We start from the raw sequence: 17899 nt of genomic DNA on the forward strand, positions 1-17899 counted from the left end.
CATGCTGCGCCTTTAAATTTGGTATATACCAAATTTAAAGAGAAACAACATGGAAACGTATCTGAAGATTGAACATGTCAGTAAGCAGTACGGTCAGTTTACTGCGCTGAACGACATCTCCCTTGATATCCGCAAAGGCGAATTTATCTGTTTTCTGGGGCCGTCGGGTTGCGGTAAAACCACACTGCTGCGTGCCATTGCCGGACTGGATCTGGCCTCTTCAGGCAAAATTACCCAAGGTGGTAAAGAAACCACGTTCCTTTCCCCTGAAAAACGCGATTTCGGGATCGTTTTTCAGTCTTATGCCCTGTTTCCTAACCTTACCGTGTCAGAAAACATCGGCCTTGGCCTGCGTAATCAGGGCAAGGACAACAAAACCGTCGATGACGCCGTCAATCACTGGCTGGAAGTTATCGGTCTGCCCGATGCTGGTATCAAGTACCCGAACCAACTTTCCGGCGGTCAGCAACAGCGTGTCGCACTGGCTCGCGCCTTATCATTATCACCAGGTTTGTTACTGCTTGATGAACCTTTGTCCGCCCTTGATGCAAAAGTGCGATCTCACCTGCGTGATGAAATCCGTCGCCTGCAACGCAAACTGGGGATCACCACCATCATGGTGACGCACGATCAGGAAGAAGCGCTGGCAATGGCTGATCGCATCGTGGTGATGAATCACGGCGTCATTGAACAGGTTGGCACCCCACAGGAAATCTACCAGAAACCGGCCTCACGATTCGTGGCTGACTTCGTGGGCAACATGAATTTCATTCCGGCGTCTGTGGTCAGCGAGCAAGACATCCGTATTGGTGAAACCCTGCTGCCAAAACCGTGTGACAGCCTGAAACGCGGCGTGCAGTTCGAACTGGGAATGCGCCCGGAAGACCTTCACTTCCTGGAAATCGGAAAACAAACCGCTTCCAGTTTCCCGGTCAAGATTGAAGAGCTGGAGTTTCAGGGCACCTATGTACGGGCTGAATGCCGCGTGCAGGGGGAATATCAGGGCGGCACGATCAAAGTAGATGTCCCTATCCGTGAATTACGTGAACTGGCGCTGGAACGCGGCCATTACCACTTCGTCAATCTGTCGAACAAACACGCCCATATTTTTCAGGCGCAAACATGAATTCGGGCATGGACACAGGAAGAGAAACTGTAATGGATACTGGAATGAGCACGTTAAGTCCCCAAGAGACGGCCAAACGACAATCGCCAATGAACACGCAAACGGCACCTATAACAACACGCCAGCGACTGGCACAATTTTCCGCCTCTCTCAGTAAAGATAACCTGATCCTCGGCACCGTTCTGCTGCTGATTCTGGCCATACTGGGCACCTTTGTAATTGGTCCTCTGTTCGCCATGCTGCAAAAAAGCGTGCTCAATGCGGACGGAGAGTTCGTCGGACTTGCTAACTTTGTCACGTACTTTGCTTCACCGGCCCTGTGGCAGTCCTTGCAAAATACCCTGACCCTAGGGATCATCGTCACACTGTGCGTCGGGCTACTGTCATTTGGTTATGCCTTTGCGCTGACCCGCAGCTGTATGCCACTGAAAGGCCTGTTCAGTATTCTGGGCTCTGCACCTATTCTGGCGCCATCTCTGCTGCCGGCGATCAGTCTGATCTATCTGTTCGGTAATCAGGGGATCGCCAAAGATCTGCTCATGGGCCATTCAGTATACGGTCCGATCGGGATCGCCATGGGCCTGATCTTCTGGACGTTTCCTCACGCCGTGATGATTCTGACTACCTCACTGCGCACCTCGGATGCTCGTCTGTACGAGGCAGCCAAAGCGCTCAATACCTCATCCCTGAAAACCTTTTTCATTGTTACTTTGCCAGCCGCGAAATATGGCCTGATCAGCACCCTGATCGTGGTGTTTACCCTCGTGGTGTGTGATTTCGGGGTACCGAAGGTAATCGGCGGCAGCTACAACGTACTGGCGACGGACATCTTCAAGCAAGTTGTCGGTCAGCAGAACTTCTCGATGGGTGCCGTCACCAGCGTATTGCTACTGTTGCCTGCTCTGCTCGCCTTTGTGGCCGACCGCTGGGTACAGAAAAAACAACAGGGGCTGTTTGATTCCCGTTCGGTGGCTTACGTGCCAACACCGAGCCCGGTACGAGACGGCCTGTGCTTCCTGTTCTGCGCCACTCTTTCGGTGATGATCCTGGCCGTGATCGGTATGGCGGTCTATGGCTCTCTGGTGACCTTCTGGCCCTGGAACCTGACGCTCAGCCTGAACAACTACAATTTTGAGCAGTTCAGTACTTATGGCTGGGAACCGTATTTCAACTCGCTGCACCTGTCTGGCATGGTCGCTTTGCTGGGAACGGTGGTGATTTTTATCGGGGCGTACTGCATTGAAAAAGGCCGCCTGTTCGCCCCGCTGCGCAGCCTGCTGCAAATGCTCGCCATCCTGCCTATGGCTGTACCGGGCATGGTTCTGGGTCTGGGCTACATCTTCTTCTTTAACGATCAGGCAAACCCGCTGACGATGTTGTACGGCACCATGGCCATTCTGGTGATCAACACCGTGATTCACTACTACACGGTCGGACACATGACGGCACTGACGGCACTGAAACAGCTGCCAGCCGAGGTCGAAGCCATTTCTGCATCCATCAAAATGCCGCAATACAAGGTGTTTTTCAAAGTCACGGTGCCGGTTTGTCTGCCAGCCATCCTCGACATTGCGGTTTACCTGTTCGTGAATGCCATGACAACCACCTCTGCCATTGTCTTCCTGTATGCGACCGACACCCTGCCTGCGTCTGTATCGGTACTGAATATGGACGATGCCGGTCAGACCGGTCCGGCCGCTGCGATGGCTGTTATGATTCTGCTGACGGCCGCAGGCGTGAAACTGCTGCAAGTGGGTAGCCACCAATTGATTGAGCGTTACACCCAGGCGTGGCGCAAACGCTAACCGCCTCAGTGATTTTGGCGCAGGCTGCCACAACTTGCCTGTTTGCCTGCCGGGCCGTAACTCCCTGACTAATAAATCCATTATTAGAAAGCGTTGCGGCCCGATTCAACAAACCGTCATACTCATCGATTACCGTCCTAGTGCCGTTGGGTTTGTGCTTACAGCCGGTCAAGCAAGCCTGATATAATGCCAATCCAATTAACCGCCCGCAGGTGCCGTTAATCGAATTTGCATTCTGATAAGGTGAATTGTGCAATATCTGAAAATCATGGAAGCCATCAACGAGCAGATTGATGCCGGTCTGTTGGTTGCCGGAAATAAACTGCCTGCAGAGCGAAAGCTGGCAGAGTCTTTCAATACCACGCGTGTGACATTACGTGAATCTCTCGCGCTGCTGGAAGCCGAAGGAAAGCTGTACCGGGAAGACCGACGCGGTTGGTTTGTCTCGCCGCAACCGCTGCGATACGACCCTACCTACACCACCAATTTTCCGGAAATGGCACGCCAGCAAGGCCGGACGGCACGCAGTGAACTGATTCAGGCCCGGTTGATCCCGGCCAGCCGTCGTGCGGCATCGCTGCTCAAAGTTCCGCCCTTGTCGGAAGTTTACCGTATCGATCGGGTTCGTTTTCTCGAAAACCGCCCTGTGGTGGTAGTGACCAACTTTATCCTGCCGCGCTTTTTCCCTGGCTTGCTGGAAAGGTCGTTTACCCACTCGCTGACAACTATCTACCGGGAAGAGTACGGCGTGCTGTATTCCAAAACACGCTACCGGGTCAGAACCACTTCGTTACTCGGTGACACGGCCCAGCATCTGCGTGCTACGGCAGGTAGCCCGGCGATGCTGGTCGAGCGACTGAACTACGACCAGCACGGCAATGTGATTGACTGTGATCTGGAATACTGGCGACACGATGCGATCAGCATTGAGTCTACCGCTACGCTCGACTAAAACCTTGACTCACCATCGCGGTGGCCAAACGTGTTTGCCACACCACAGCTTTAACCCCTGATAAAACAAAAAGCCCGGACCAATTGGCCCGGGCTTTGTTTATACGGGTGTCTCATGGATAACCGTGTGCTTATCCATCAACCGTGTTTTTTTAACAACCGTGGTTTTTATCCAACAACCGTGGTTTTAGGCAACAGCAATGAAGAACACGGCTGTCGAGATAATACCGATCAGTGCATATGGCAGCTGAGTCAGCGCGTGTTGCATCGCCGTACAACCAGAGCCTTGTGCTGACAGAACTGTTGAGTCACTGAAGAAGCACGAGTGGCTGCCCGCGGCTGATGCTGACAGTAGCGCGCCCACAGTGATGTGAACCGGCACCCCAAGATGCTCACCCAGCGGGAACACGATTGGCATCGCTACCGCAAACAGTCCCCAGGACGATGCTGTCGCAAACACCAGCCCTGTCATCACCAGGAAGATAATCACCGGGAAGAAGCCAGGTGACATCCATGGTGACACCGCTTCAATCACGTATTGCGTCAGACCCAGCTGATCGTTCACGTTTTTCAGCATGAAACCACCCACTACTGTTGCCAGTGGCACCATCATCACTTTGATACCGTCGTAGATAGCATCAAACATGGTGTCCAGGCTCAGCAGTCGCTGAATACCGTAGAAGAAAATGGTGAACATGATTGCCGCAAATACGCCAGCCAGCAGGTCAATGTCAAAGTACCAGCTCGCACCAACCAGCACGACCATTGGCAGTACAAAGTTCATCACACCCAGGAACGCATTCGGATGAGGCTCAATGTTGTCACCGAAGTTGATCTCAGTCGCGCCTTCGGGCTTCACCTGTCCGCTCTTGGCACGTGCTTCCGCCACTTTCATCGCGCCCATGTCAGGCAGTTTGTCAGTTGCGACCAGCAGTACCACCACCAGCGTTACCCAGCCGTAAGCCATGTAAGGAATCGCCTGAATATACACACCCAGACCACCCCCGGTTTCGGCCACGTTGTTATCTTCCAGCAGGGAACTGAAGAACACCGCCCAGGTTGAGATAGGAATGATGATACAGATGGGTGCCGCCGTTGAATCGACCAGGTACGCCAGTTTCTCGCGAGAGATCTTGTAGCTGTCGGTGATGCGTTTCATTGATGATGAGATGGCAATTGCATTCAAGTAATCATCAATGAATACCAGAATCCCCAACAGGAAAGTCAGCAACATTGACTGCTTGCGGCTCTTCACTTTGGTGACCAGCGCACTGCTCAGGCTAAGAATACTGCCGCCTTTTTCGAGGATGGCAATCAGACCACCCATCAGACCACACACCAGAATAACCCAGGCGATCGTCTCATCCATCATCACGCTGAGAGAGACATCGACGACCCCGCCAACCAGGTTTGCCGGATCAATCATCAGCAAGCCCATGATCGCACCACTGAACAGGGCTTCAACTGTCCTGTGAGTGATCAACGCAAACGCAAGGACAAACAGGGTCGGTAACAGGCTTACCCAACCGTAAGCCTCACCCTGTATATGGTTGTTACCGATAATGACAAAGGTAGCAATGGCGCCAAAAACGGCGACCAGATAGAACCAATAGCTATTGCTGGGCTTGACGGGGGTATCAAGCACTGTGTTTTGGGTCGTCATACAGATTCCTTCCTTTATTTTGGTCTTTGCTAAGCTGTGTGCAGCATCCATTCAACTTCTAATGGCGTGACCGCAGTTTCAAATTCAGTCAGTTCGCTTTGCTTACAGGCTGAATAAATGTGAATAAATTCCTCTGATAGATACTGTCCGAATTCGCCCTGTTCCAGTTCAGCCAATGCATCAGACATTCGGGTCGGAATCGAGGCCGCATTCTTGCTTAATGGCGGTGGGCACTGCTCCGGAGTAAAGTGCGGAGCCGCAAGAACACTTGACAACACCACTGACGCCAGAACATACGGGTTTACATCGGCGCCGGCAATACGGTGCTCAATACGACGGTTACTGCTGTCACTCATCGGAATGCGAAGCGCAACACCACGGTGGTTTTCGCCCCAGTCTGCTTTTGTCGGAGTATACGACCCGAGCGAGAAACGGCGGTAAGAGTTCACATTCGGGCACAACAGTGCAATAGAACTTGGAATGGCGTGAATCATCGCCGCCAGCGTCTGGTAAAACAGCGGGCTGGCATCCCCATTCGAGTTCGAGAACAAGTTTTCGCCATGCTCATCCACCACACTCATATGAATGTGCTGACCATTACCGGCTTCATGCGCAAAAGGTTTCGCCATGAACGTCACATCAAAGTTGTGCTGATGCGCAACCTGACGGATCAGACGCTTGGCAAAAATCAGCTGATCACACGCCTTGAGCACATCGTCGGTATGGTTGAAGTTGATCTCAAACTGACCCGGCGCCGATTCTGACAGCGCACCGGACGTATTCAGATCCTGCTTCTGCGCTGCAGTATTAAGGTCAGACAGGAACGCCGCGTAATCATCAAGGCTGTCGATGTCATACACTGCCGTGTCTTTTTCCTGACGATTCTTAGTTGGGTTATGTGCCGGTCGCACCAGCCCGTTTTCCGCCCGCTTCTTATCGACCAGATAGAACTCCAGCTCCAGCGCGATAACCGGGTATTTTCCGTCTTTATGTAGCGTGTCCAGGATCTGCTCCAGCACGTTTCGAATAAACAGACGGCTTGGCTTCTCGCCGGAGCTGTCCATCATCGAAAGCAAAAGCTGCGCCACACTTGGATTGGCAGTCGGCGTCAGCGTGCCCGGAATCGGCATACAGATATGATCCGGTTCACCCAGCGCTTCTCCCAGCCCGGCTTCTTCAATCACGCTCCCTGCATTGCTCAGTGTGATTGTTGAAACCGGCAGTGGTACACCATTCACCACCTTCTTCAAGGCATTGACAGGAATACGCTTCCCGCGAGGGGTGGCATTAATGTCGGTAAAAACGAGATCCACAAATTCGGTTTCAGGCCATTTTTGTAAAAAATTTTTAATTTCAGATTCGAATGTATCCATACAATTGTCTCCGGCTAATTTTTCATCGCCTGTCATATTCAACCGAACGCAAAAATTAATTATTTAGAACACACCATCGAATGTTACAACTAAGCAAAAAGAAAAATATTCCTTATTTTTTAATTGTTTATTCTCTGATTGCGCATTTCAATTGACTCAAGCGAGTAACAAATTATTAACACAACGATCGAGTTTTGCTCAATATTTTAAACACTATTTTGGTGATTAAATGGCATTTCAGCGATCACAATCACAAAATTTCATTCTTTTTGAGCATGAACGTTGCGTAAATCGATTACGTTTTGTAACGTCAATGTTAAATATTTCGAACAAGAAGTGTTAGACAAAAATGAATAGATCACCAGTCATCGCCATCGTTAGCTGTCAGAAGAAATTGAATGGTTATTTAATTCAATCGGTTAATGAGTTTTATATTAATGCTGTCACTGACTTTGGCGGGATCCCGGTTCTGTTACCGGCGGCACTGAACAAAGATGCGCTGGGCACACTGTGCGAACAATTTGACGGCTTCCTGTTTCCGGGCAGTCACTCCAACGTTGCGCCACACCGCTATCAGGCCACGCATGATGAGGATTACACCGATGAAGGACGTGATGAACTCGCATTGCAGCTGATTCGCACCGCTATAGAGCAACGTATCCCTGCTTTGGGGATTTGCCGTGGCTTCCAGGAAATGAATGTGGCGTTAGGCGGCAGCCTGCACCCACACGTGCGCCATGTGGGTTATAACGACCACCGCGAAAATCCGTCAGAGGACTTTGCGGTTAAATACGGTCCGGCCCACCCGATTCATGTTGAACACGGCGGCCTGTTTTCTGACTGGCTGGGCGAGCAAAACACATTTAGCGTCAATACCCTGCACAATCAGGGGATCAATCAGCTGGCGCCTGGCTTACGCGTGGAAGGTTGCGCACCTGACGGCCTGATTGAAGCATTCAGTCTGCCTGAACACCCGTACTTTGTTGGTGTGCAATGGCACCCAGAATGGCAAGCAAAACACAATCAGTTCTCACAGTTTTTGTTCAGACACTTTATTATGGCTTCATCTCAACGTAATGGAGCCAAGAGAAGTGGACAACGAAGCGATAGGTAACAAAATAGCCAGTTTGCGTAAAGAGCACGGAATGTCTCAACGCGAACTGGCAGAGAAAGCACACATGACCAACAGTGCCATTTCATCGATTGAAAACGGCAAGGTCAGTCCATCTGTCAGTTCCCTGCAGAAAATCGTCAATGTGTTTTCTTTGTCGTTATCTGAGTTTTTCACGTTTGAACAAAACGAGAAGAAAGAAGCAAAGGTTGTACTCACTGCCGAAGAACTTGTTGAAATGGGCAGTGAAAGCGTATCGATGAAGCTGGTATGTAACGGCACCAAAGAACGCAAAATGGGTTTTCTGATTGAAGAATACAGCCCACATTCCAGTACCGGCGCGGCAGTGATTCAGCACGAGGGTGAAGAAGCCGGCACCGTACTGGAAGGCGAAATAGAACTGGAATACGGCGATAAAACTTATGTGATCAAGCAGGGAGAGTCTTACCTGATTGACACAACCATCGCCCACAAATTTACCAATAAATCCGACAGGGTCTGTAAGATCATCAGTGCTCACACGCCTGCGACTTTCTAGCGCCCTGTCCTGTTCAAGGAGAGCGTATGAAATCGCAGCAGGAATGGAAGCAACTGAAAGACCAAACCCGGCTTGAAACGCGGGCATTCATCAACGGGGAATATGTCAGTGCCGCTGACGGCGAGACATTCAGTAACATTAACCCTGCGACCGCTGAAACACTGGGCCAAATCGCACGCTGCAAACAACATGATGTTGATCTTGCTGTCTCATACGCCCGCCAGGCATTTGAAAACGGCTGCTGGCAACACCAGCCACCAGCCGCTCGTAAAAAAGTCCTCTACCGCTTTGCGGAACTGATTGACACTCACCGCGATACACTGGCGCTGCTGGAATCACTCGATACCGGCAAGCCCATTGCACACGCCCACTCGACCGATATTCCAGGTGCCGCAGCTTCTCTGCGCTGGTATGCCGAAGCCATTGACAAAGTGTACGGCGAAGTCGCCCCAACCGAACATGACGTTCATGCCTTTATTACCCATCAGGCGATGGGAGTAGTCGCCGCGGTTGTGCCATGGAACTTCCCGCTCTGGCTGGCCTGCTGGAAACTGGGACCTGCCCTGGCGGCAGGCAACAGCGTGATTCTGAAACCGTCAGAAAAATCGTCCCTGACTGCTATTTATCTGGGTCAGCTGGCCAATGAAGCCGGTCTGCCTGCCGGTGTGTTCCAGGTCATTCCGGGCTTGGGCCACGAAGCCGGTGAAGCACTGGCCCGTCATCACGATGTTGACTGTATTACCTTTACCGGGTCAACCAAGATTGCCGGACACCTGATGGTGTGCGCCGGTGAAACCAACCTGAAAAAAGTCTGGGCAGAAGCCGGTGGTAAGAACGCCAACATCGTCTTTGCCAACTACCAAGATCTCGACAAAGCGGCTGCCGAAGCGGCGGCGGGTTGTTTCTACAATCAGGGCGAAGTTTGTGTGGCTGCCACTCGTCTGTTGGTTGAAGAAAGCATCAAAGATGCCTTCATCGACAAAGTGGTATCAGCTGCGCAGCGTTTTGCGCCGAAAGATCCGCTCGACCCGACATCTTCGATGGGTGCACTGATCGACCAGGATCATAAAGACAAAGTGCTGTCCTACGTTGACCTCGCCCAGCAGGAAGGCGCTACTGTGCTGTGTGGCGGTGATGTGGATGCGAAAGGTGCCTTTGTCGCCCCGGTTATCCTCGACAACGTTACTAACCAGATGCGCGTTGCCCGTGAAGAAATTTTCGGCCCGGTACTGTGTGTGATTCCGTTCAAAGATGAACAGGACGCCATTCGTATTGCCAACGACTCCCCATACGGCCTGGGTGCCGCAGTATGGAGTTCTGACCTGAGCCAGGCACACCGTGTGGCCAAGCAGCTGGAAGCCGGTTCAGTATGGGTCAACAACTACAACGAAGGCGACATGACGGTGCCTTTCGGTGGCTTCAAAATGAGTGGCAACGGCCGTGACAAGTCACTGCATGCCATCGAGAAATTCACAGAAACCAAGACCACTTGGATCCGCTTGTAAAAATAAAAGGACGTGATTATGAACAAGCACACTGATTCTTACTACGCCAACTCCATCGACAATATGCCCGATTACCCGCAGTTGCAGGACCATATCGAGGCGGATATTTGTATCGTTGGAGCCGGTTTCTCGGGTCTCTCCTCTGCCCTGCACCTGAGCCAGAAGGGATTCAAAGTGGTCGTGCTGGAAAGTGCCAAGATTGGTTTCGGCGCGACCGGACGCAACGGCGGCCAGATTGTAAACAGCTACAGCCGTGACGTCGATGTTATCGAGAAGCGCTATGAGCCGAAAATCGCCAAAGCGCTATGTGACATGATTTTTGAAGGCGGCGACATCATCCGCGACCTGATCAACACCTACGATATCCAGTGTGATCATAAACCAGGCGGCGTATTTGCAGCACTGAACCATAAACAGATGCGTGGGCTGGAAGAGCACAAAACCAACTGGGAACGCTTTGGTAACGATCAGCTGAGTTTGCTGGACAAAAACCAGATGCGTGAAGCCCTGGGGACCGATGCCTATGTCGGCGGTATGCTGGATAACCGTGGTGGCCATATTCACCCGCTGAAGCTGGCTCTGGGCGAAGCAGCAGCTGTTACTCAGCTGGGTGGCCAGATTTTTGAACAATCCGCAGTCGTGCGTATCGAAAAAGGCGCCAAAGCTGTCGCGCACACCGCAAAGGGTTCCGTAAAAGCCAGTTACCTGGTTCTGGCCGGTAACGCCTATCTCGGCGGTCTGGCACCCAACATCAGTAACAAAGCGATTCCATGCGGCACGCAGGTCGTTGCTACCCAGCCGCTGACCGATGAACAACTGCAATCTGTGCTGCCATCTGACTACTGCGTTGAAGACTGCAACTACCTGCTTGATTACTTCCGCCTGACGGCTGACAAGCGCCTGCTGTTCGGAGGCGGTGTGGTGTACGGTGCCCGTGATCCGGAAAACGTCGAACAACTGATTCGTCCGAAGATGGAAGGGATTTTCCCGCAGCTGAAAGGCATCGGCATTGATTACGCATGGACCGGCAACTTCCTGCTGACCTACTCCCGCATGCCGCAGTTCGGCTGTTTTGATAACAATATTTACTACCTGCAGGGATACAGCGGCCACGGGGTTACCTGTACCCACCTGGCGGGCAAGCTGCTGGCTGAAACCCTAACCGGCCATGCCGAACGCTTTGATGCCTTTGCATCGCTGAAACACTATGCCTTCCCAGGCGGTCGCCACTTCCAGGTGCCGTTCACTGCACTGGGTGCGGCTTATTACAACCTACGAGACAAACTGGCTATTTAATAAAGGATTATCATTATGCCTAAAAACGTCACTTTTGCTGCCGTCCAGCTTTCTATCAGCTGGGATTTAGACAACAACCTGGAAAAGATTCGCCAGCATGTCCGTGAAGCAGCCGAGAACGGTGCTAACGTGGTGGTACTGCAAGAACTGTTCGCCGCTCCGTATTTCTGCAAGAAACAGGAAGCAAAATACTTCGAGCTGGCACAACCACTGGAAAACAGCCCGCTGATCAAATCCATGAGCGAGCTGGCCAAAGAGTGTGGCGTGGTTATTCCGGTCAGCTACTTCGAGAAATCCGGTAATACCTTCTTCAACTCACTGGTCATGATTGATGCCGATGGTACGGTGATGGACAACTACCGTAAATCGCACATCCCTGACGGCCCTGGCTACAGCGAGAAGTTCTACTTCAGCCCTGGCGACACTGGCTTCAAAGTCTGGGATACCCGCTTCGGTCGCTTCGGTGCCGGGATCTGCTGGGATCAGTGGTTCCCTGAGCTGGCGCGCAGCCTGGTGCTTCAGGGCGCGGAAGTGATCTTCTACCCAACCGCGATCGGCTCTGAGCCGCAGGATCCGACTCTGGACTCCCGCGATCACTGGCAGCGCACCATGCAGGGCCACTCTGCGGCAAACCTGGTACCGGTGATTGCTTCAAACCGTACCGGTGTGGAACTGGACGACGGTATTGAAACCACTTTCTACGGCTCCTCGTTTATCACCAACCACACCGGTGAAAAACTGGCCGAAGCCAGCCGTGATGAAGAAACCATCATCTATGCCACGATTGATCTGGAAGCCACGGCCAAAGCTCGCCACAGCTGGGGACTTTTCCGCGACCGTCGCCCTGAACTTTACCACCGCGTAAACAAGCTGAGTGATAACTGATTCAGAGAGATAAGGAGATCCCCGATGGAACTAGCCAGCACGCCTGCACAGGATGGCTTTTATTTCCCTGCCGAATTTGCCCGGCAGGAACAAGTCTGGCTCGCCTGGCCGGAGCGGACTGACAACTGGCGTAACGATGCCAAACCGGCGCAACGCGCGTTTGCTGATGTGGCCAATGCCATCGTGAAAACCGTCCCGGTATGCGTTGTTATCAGCAAATGGCAGGCAGAATATGCCCGCCAACTGTTGGATGATGCGATTTCACTGGAAATCATGCCGTATAACGATGCCTGGATGCGGGACATCGGTCCGACCATTCTGGTGAACGACCAAGGCGAGCGACGCGGCGTCAGCTGGCAGTTCAATGCCTGGGGTGGCGACTATAACGGGCTGTATGACTACTGGGAAGATGATGACCAGGTGGCGGCAGCCGTATGCGCCAAACTCGGTTTAGATCACTACCGTGCACCGTTTGTACTCGAAGGGGGTGCGATTCATACCGACGGTCAGGGCACACTTTACACGACAGAGGAATGTCTGCTGAGTCCGGGGCGTAACCCGTCCATGTCCAAAGCCGACATTGAGCAACAACTGGCCGAGTATCTCGGTATCCAAAAAGTCATCTGGCTGCCGAATGGCCTGTTCAATGACGAAACCGATGGCCACGTTGATAACCTGCTGCATGTGATTGCGCCGGGCAAAGTAGCACTGACCTGGACTGACAATGTCCGCGATCCGCAGTACACACTTTCCCGTGAGGCGCTGCGAGTACTGGTGAACAGTACCGATGCCCGCGGACGCCGGATTGAAGTGGTCAAGCTTCCGCTGCCGGGACCGCTGTATCTCAGTAAAGAAGAAGCAGAGGGTGTGATTCAGTCAGAGGGCATGAACCGTACTGAAGGGGAGCGTTTAAGCGGCTCGTACGCCAACTTCCTGATGATCAACCATACGGTGTTTATGCCACTGCTGGATCCGATCACCGATCGTCTGGCAATGCAATCCCTGCAGGATGCCCTGCCCGATTATCAGATTGTGGGTATCCCGGCACGAGAAATATTACTGGGTGGTGGCAACATTCACTGCATTACCCAGCAGATCCCAAGCGGATTATGACAAATTCAGGCCGCACGCAATGCGGCGGCCTGCTCTGAATTAGGACAAACTATGCACCAGATTAACAATGCAAGTTTGCTCAGTGGACTGAGCGAACAGGGTTCTCACACCCTGACCATCACCAATCCGGCTACCGGCGAAGTACTGGGTCACGTGCCTACCGTTAGCGAATCCGCCTTACAGGACATGATTGAGGCCGCTCACCAGGGGCAAAAAGCTTGGGCAAAGACCACGGCCAAGCACCGTGCTCAGTGCCTGAACCGCTGGTTTCAGCTGATTCATGACAACCAGGACGATCTGGCACGCATCATGACGCTGGAGCAAGGTAAACCGCTGGCAGAAGCAAAAGGCGAAGTGGCCTACGGTGCCAGCTTTATCGAATGGTTTGCAGAAGAAGCCAAGCGTACTTATGGTGAGACCATTCCGGGTCATACCGCAGACCGCCGCCTGATGACCATCAAACAGCCAATCGGTGTTGCCTGTGCCATTACGCCGTGGAACTTCCCGATTGCGATGATCACGCGTAAAGCCGCCCCTGCGCTGGCAGCCGGCTGTAGCTTCATTGTCAAACCCTCAGAACTGACTCCCCTGTCTGCGCTGGCTATCACGGAACTTGCCTATCAGGCGGGAATTCCACGCGACATTCTGAAAGTGGTATGCAGTGATAACGCGCGCATGATCGGCCAGATCTTCACCGCCAGCCCGCTGATCCGCAAACTTTCTTTCACCGGCTCAACCCGGGTTGGCAAATTGCTGATGGAACAATGCGCAGACACCGTGAAACGCACATCAATGGAACTGGGTGGCAACGCGCCGTTCATCGTCTTTGATGACGCGGATATTCCGGCTGCTATTCAGGGAGCCATCGCATCTAAATTCCGCAATGCCGGACAGACCTGTGTATGCGCCAACCGCTTCTACGTTCACAGCCGCATTTACGACGATTTCGTGGCTCAGTTCCACGCCACAATCAACAAACTGGTGACCGGTAACGGACTGGATGAAGGCGTCACTATCGGGCCGGTTATCAACCAGGCCGCCAAAGACAAAGTCACCCACCTGATCAATCAGGCTTGCCAGCAAGGTGCGACCCAACTGGGTGAGCCAATTCCGGCAGACGGCCTGTTTGTTCCACCTCAGATTCTGGTCAATGTCGACCACCAGATGGACATCGTTCAGCAGGAGATCTTTGGCCCGGTTGCTCCGGTGATCAAATTCGACAGCGATGAAGCACTGATCGAGATGGCAAACGACACACCATACGGTCTGGCCGCTTACTTCTACAGCCAGAACATCAAGCGCATCTGGAAAGTCGCAGAAGCACTGGAATACGGCATGGTCGGTATTAACGAAGGCATTATTTCAACCGAAGTTGCTCCGTTTGGCGGAGTGAAAGAGTCCGGCATTGGCCGCGAAGGTGCCAAACAAGGCATCGATGAGTACATGGAAATCAAATATCTCTGCTTCGGCGGCATTAACGAATAAGGAAATGAACATGAAATCCAATCAGGAACTGCACAACCAAAGACAACAAGTGATCGCTCAAGGCATGGGTGCCGCGTATCCGCTGTACGTAGAGAAAGCCCTGAATGCCAAGGTATGGGATGTGGAAGGCAACGAGTATATCGACTTCGCCGCCGGTATCGCCGTGAACAATACCGGCCACTCCCACCCTCGCATTGTGGAAGCCGTAAAGCAGCAGCTGGATAAATTTTCCCACACTTGCGCCATGGTCACGCCGTACGCCTCATTTGTTGAGCTGGCTGACAAACTGACAACAGTGGCTCCTATTCAGGATGCTAAAGCGGTCTTTCTGACCACGGGTGCCGAGGCGGTTGAAAACGCGATTAAAATTGCTCGTGCCCACACCAAGCGCAGCGGCGTGATTGCTTTCAAAGGTGGTTTCCACGGCCGTACTAACCTGACCATGGGTTTGACTGGTAAAGTCGCACCATACAAAGCGGGCTTCGGACCGTTCCCGAACGAGATTTACCACGTGCCTTACCCAAATGCGTACCACGGTATTTCAATCGATGACAGCCTGCAGGCCATTGACGACCTGTTCAGCTGTGATATCGAACCAAGCCGTGTGGCAGCCATTATCTTTGAACCGGTTCAGGGTGAAGGCGGTTTTTACCAGGCGCCTCCTGCATTTGCTCAACGCATTCGCGCCCTGTGTGATCAGCACGGTATTGTCCTTATCGCCGATGAAATTCAAACGGGCTTTGCCCGTACCGGCAAGCTGTTCGCCACAGAATATCTGGGTATCGAACCTGACCTGATGACCATGGCAAAAGGTATCGCCGGTGGCTTCCCGCTGTCTGCGGTTGTCGGTAAAGCCGCGATCATGGATGCCGCGGGCCCGGGTGGTCTGGGCGGTACTTACGCCGGTTCACCACTGGGCTGTGTCGCAGGTCTTGAAGTGCTGAACATCATTGAAGAAGAGCAGCTGTGTAACAAAGCCCTGAATATTGGTGAAATTGCCAAAGCCCGTCTGGAAGCACTGCAACAGGACGTGCCAGCCATGGGTGATATCCGCGCACTGGGTGCCATGATTGCCATTGAATTTACTGACCCGGCAACCGGTAAGCCGCTGCCAGACCTGACGAAAGCCATTATCGGTCAGGCACAGCAAGCCGGCCTGATTCTGTTGTCCTGTGGTGTGAAAGGCAATGTCATTCGCCTGTTGCCACCGCTGACGATTGACAATGAAACACTGGAGCAGGGTCTGAACAAACTGGCTGAGGTACTGAAAGCCACAGCCTGATAACGTCTCACGATATCCCGAGATAAGACCAACACCGCCTGTCGGGGCCAGCCGACATGGCGGTGTTTTTTATTGCAAGCAAGCAAACGGAGCAACACCACCAAAAAAGAGCGATAAATGGCGGTTATGCTTTATCTGTCTTTCCGGCAGCATTGGCCAGTTTAGCCAACTGCTTATCAAGCCACAGCGGGGTTTTACCTGCGTCTTCCGCCGCTTCTTTACGTCGAATCGCATTTCGCACCAGCATGGCACCGGTCCATCGGAAAGGCTCTGGCGGGAAGTACCCTTTCGGTCCGGTTGTTAAACCGCACCGGCTCCATTCATTGTCCAGATCCAGTACCATCGCAGAGAGGATCTTTCCCCCCATCCAGGTCTGCACCACGCCATTACCGGAATATCCCAATCCGTAAATGATGTCCGAATTTTGTTTCATGCGCCCAAAAAACGGCATGCCCGTCACAGAACGATCTGAGGCCCCGGTCCAGGTGGCGACAAATTTCTCCGCTTTCAGCGTCGGAAAGAAGCGGTCAAATGCCCCACGCAACAAAGACTGGTAACGGCTGGGTTCATCAAAGACCGGGCTGATGCGGTTGGCAAACGAAAAATGGTTTCCGCCTTTCCCCAACATCAAACGGCCATCCGGCGTTGTCCGGTAGTAGTGCACAAATGTGCGGGAATCAACCACGGCTTTACCATCCTCCAGCCCGATTGACGCCAGTTTGTCCGGCATCGGTCGGGTAATCGCCATGTCGGATGAGACCAGTACCACACTGCGCCTGAACTCGGGAAACTGCTCTGTCATCCAGGCATTCAGCGCCAACACCACCTTGCGGGCATAAATCTCACCCTGGGGTGTTGAAATGGTCACCGGCACCTCAGTGTTGATACTCTCCATCGGGGTATTCTCGTAAATGATCACACCCAGCTCCTCCGCTACCCGCTTCAGGCCCCGCACCAACATCGCTGGTTGTACACTTCCGGCAGCGGGCGAATAGAAGCCTTCGCTGTGCAAATCGGAGCCGGCGGCTCGTTTGACTTTGTCGGCCTGCCACGCCTGCCAGCTGTTCAGCGCCTTCTCATCCAGCGCAGCCATCACCGAGGCCATGCTGCCTTCCTGAGCCGGACTGGTTGCGGTGTACAAGGCGCCATGGCGACGCAGTTGCGCATCTATGTTGTGGGCCTGACAGAATGCTTCCAATTCATAAACGGCCTGCTCCGAGGCCGCAACCAGACGGGCCGCTTCTTCTTCACCGTACAGCTTTTTCATCGACAGGTACTTTGTTGACCAGGTCAGCATACAGCCACCGTTTCTCCCGGAGGCTCCGCTTCCGCACAATCCCTTGTCGATAATCACAACATCCAGATCTGGCTGCTGCTGTTTGATATTGATTGCCGTCCACAATCCAGTGTACCCGCCTCCGACGATACAGATATCGGTCTGAATATCGCTGGTTAAAACGTTCGGTTGAGCGCCCTGCTCCTGCTTCATTGCCTGTGCAAACCAGAAAGGTTGGCTGGCAGTCCCGTTGTGTTGCTTGTCCTTTGCCATGTAGTGTTGTTATCCCGCTCAGCTGTTGTCAGAACTAGAATGACGATAGTAAATTGGTATAGACCAAATTTGTTAAAGGCACTCTAGCGACCAACTGTGAACGCTTAATGACAATCCTTCACAAACAGCGTATAACTGAAAACACCAGCCAGTTACTTTTCCTTTGATGCGATACTTAGCAACACCAAGGGCAAAAAAGTGATACGGGCTGAAAAAG

The 17899-nt window shown here is 52.7% G+C and carries 14 protein-coding genes; 11 read left to right on the forward strand and 3 right to left on the reverse strand.

The window, feature by feature from the left end; all coding sequences use genetic code 11:
• Positions 1-49 precede the first annotated feature (49 nt).
• From C9I92_RS00575 to phnR, 3 genes are all read left to right on the forward strand, one after another.
• Positions 50-1126 carry a putative 2-aminoethylphosphonate ABC transporter ATP-binding protein gene (locus C9I92_RS00575; RefSeq protein ID WP_047885478.1) on the forward strand — a complete coding sequence of 359 codons (1077 nt, stop codon included), beginning with the start codon at positions 50-52 and terminating at the stop codon, positions 1124-1126.
• 89 nt (positions 1127-1215) lie between these two features.
• Positions 1216-2931 carry a putative 2-aminoethylphosphonate ABC transporter permease subunit gene (locus tag C9I92_RS00580; protein WP_047885479.1) on the forward strand — a complete coding sequence of 572 codons (1716 nt, stop codon included), beginning with the start codon at positions 1216-1218 and terminating at the stop codon, positions 2929-2931.
• A gap of 250 nt (positions 2932-3181) precedes the next feature.
• Positions 3182-3883, forward strand: a complete 702-nt coding sequence (phnR, locus tag C9I92_RS00585) for a phosphonate utilization transcriptional regulator PhnR (RefSeq protein WP_047885480.1) — start codon at positions 3182-3184, stop codon at positions 3881-3883.
• 186 nt (positions 3884-4069) lie between these two features.
• Here phnR and C9I92_RS00590 read toward each other — a convergent pair whose 3' ends face one another.
• The gene (locus tag C9I92_RS00590; protein ID WP_047885481.1) at positions 4070-5545 is read right to left on the reverse strand and encodes a Na+/H+ antiporter NhaC family protein; all 1476 of its coding nucleotides are present in this window, start codon (positions 5543-5545) and stop codon (positions 4070-4072) included.
• Positions 5546-5574: 29 nt separating this feature from the next.
• Positions 5575-6918, reverse strand: a complete 1344-nt coding sequence (locus tag C9I92_RS00595; protein ID WP_047885482.1) for a glutamine synthetase family protein — start codon at positions 6916-6918, stop codon at positions 5575-5577.
• 349 nt (positions 6919-7267) lie between these two features.
• Here C9I92_RS00595 and C9I92_RS00600 point away from each other — a divergent pair, with 349 nt between their 5' ends.
• Genes C9I92_RS00600 through gabT form a run of 8 tightly spaced genes read left to right on the forward strand, consistent with a single transcriptional unit; the run spans position 7268 to position 16133 of the window.
• Positions 7268-8032 carry a gamma-glutamyl-gamma-aminobutyrate hydrolase family protein gene (locus tag C9I92_RS00600; protein ID WP_047885483.1) on the forward strand — a complete coding sequence of 255 codons (765 nt, stop codon included), beginning with the start codon at positions 7268-7270 and terminating at the stop codon, positions 8030-8032.
• Positions 8010-8567 (forward strand): HTH-type transcriptional regulator PuuR, encoded by a 558-nt coding sequence (puuR, locus tag C9I92_RS00605; protein ID WP_047885484.1) that lies wholly within the window; start codon positions 8010-8012, stop codon positions 8565-8567. The genes C9I92_RS00600 and puuR overlap by 23 nt, the downstream gene beginning before the upstream one ends.
• 26 nt (positions 8568-8593) lie before the next feature.
• The gene (locus C9I92_RS00610) at positions 8594-10072 is read left to right on the forward strand and encodes an aldehyde dehydrogenase (protein ID WP_047885485.1); all 1479 of its coding nucleotides are present in this window, start codon (positions 8594-8596) and stop codon (positions 10070-10072) included.
• Positions 10073-10090: 18 nt separating this feature from the next.
• Positions 10091-11368 carry an NAD(P)/FAD-dependent oxidoreductase gene (locus C9I92_RS00615; RefSeq protein WP_047885486.1) on the forward strand — a complete coding sequence of 426 codons (1278 nt, stop codon included), beginning with the start codon at positions 10091-10093 and terminating at the stop codon, positions 11366-11368.
• A 15-nt stretch (positions 11369-11383) separates the two neighbouring features.
• The gene (gene aguB, locus C9I92_RS00620; RefSeq protein WP_047885487.1) at positions 11384-12253 is read left to right on the forward strand and encodes an N-carbamoylputrescine amidase; all 870 of its coding nucleotides are present in this window, start codon (positions 11384-11386) and stop codon (positions 12251-12253) included.
• A 24-nt stretch (positions 12254-12277) separates the two neighbouring features.
• Positions 12278-13366 (forward strand): agmatine deiminase, encoded by a 1089-nt coding sequence (aguA, locus tag C9I92_RS00625; protein WP_047885488.1) that lies wholly within the window; start codon positions 12278-12280, stop codon positions 13364-13366.
• 51 nt (positions 13367-13417) lie between these two features.
• Positions 13418-14851, forward strand: a complete 1434-nt coding sequence (locus C9I92_RS00630) for an NAD-dependent succinate-semialdehyde dehydrogenase (RefSeq protein WP_047885489.1) — start codon at positions 13418-13420, stop codon at positions 14849-14851.
• Between the two features lie 10 nt (positions 14852-14861).
• A complete protein-coding gene (gene gabT, locus C9I92_RS00635) occupies positions 14862-16133 on the forward strand; it encodes a 4-aminobutyrate--2-oxoglutarate transaminase (protein ID WP_047885490.1) in 1272 nt (423 codons plus the stop codon).
• Between the two features lie 124 nt (positions 16134-16257).
• Here the strand turns inward: gabT and C9I92_RS00640 are convergent, their stop codons facing one another.
• Complete coding sequence (locus tag C9I92_RS00640) at positions 16258-17682, reverse strand: FAD-dependent oxidoreductase (RefSeq protein ID WP_047885491.1); 1425 nt, start codon at positions 17680-17682, stop codon at positions 16258-16260.
• Positions 17683-17899: the final 217 nt, after the last annotated feature.

Origin of the sequence: Photobacterium ganghwense (assembly GCF_003025595.1) — a bacterium.
In the GTDB taxonomy this organism is placed as follows: domain Bacteria; phylum Pseudomonadota; class Gammaproteobacteria; order Enterobacterales; family Vibrionaceae; genus Photobacterium; species Photobacterium ganghwense.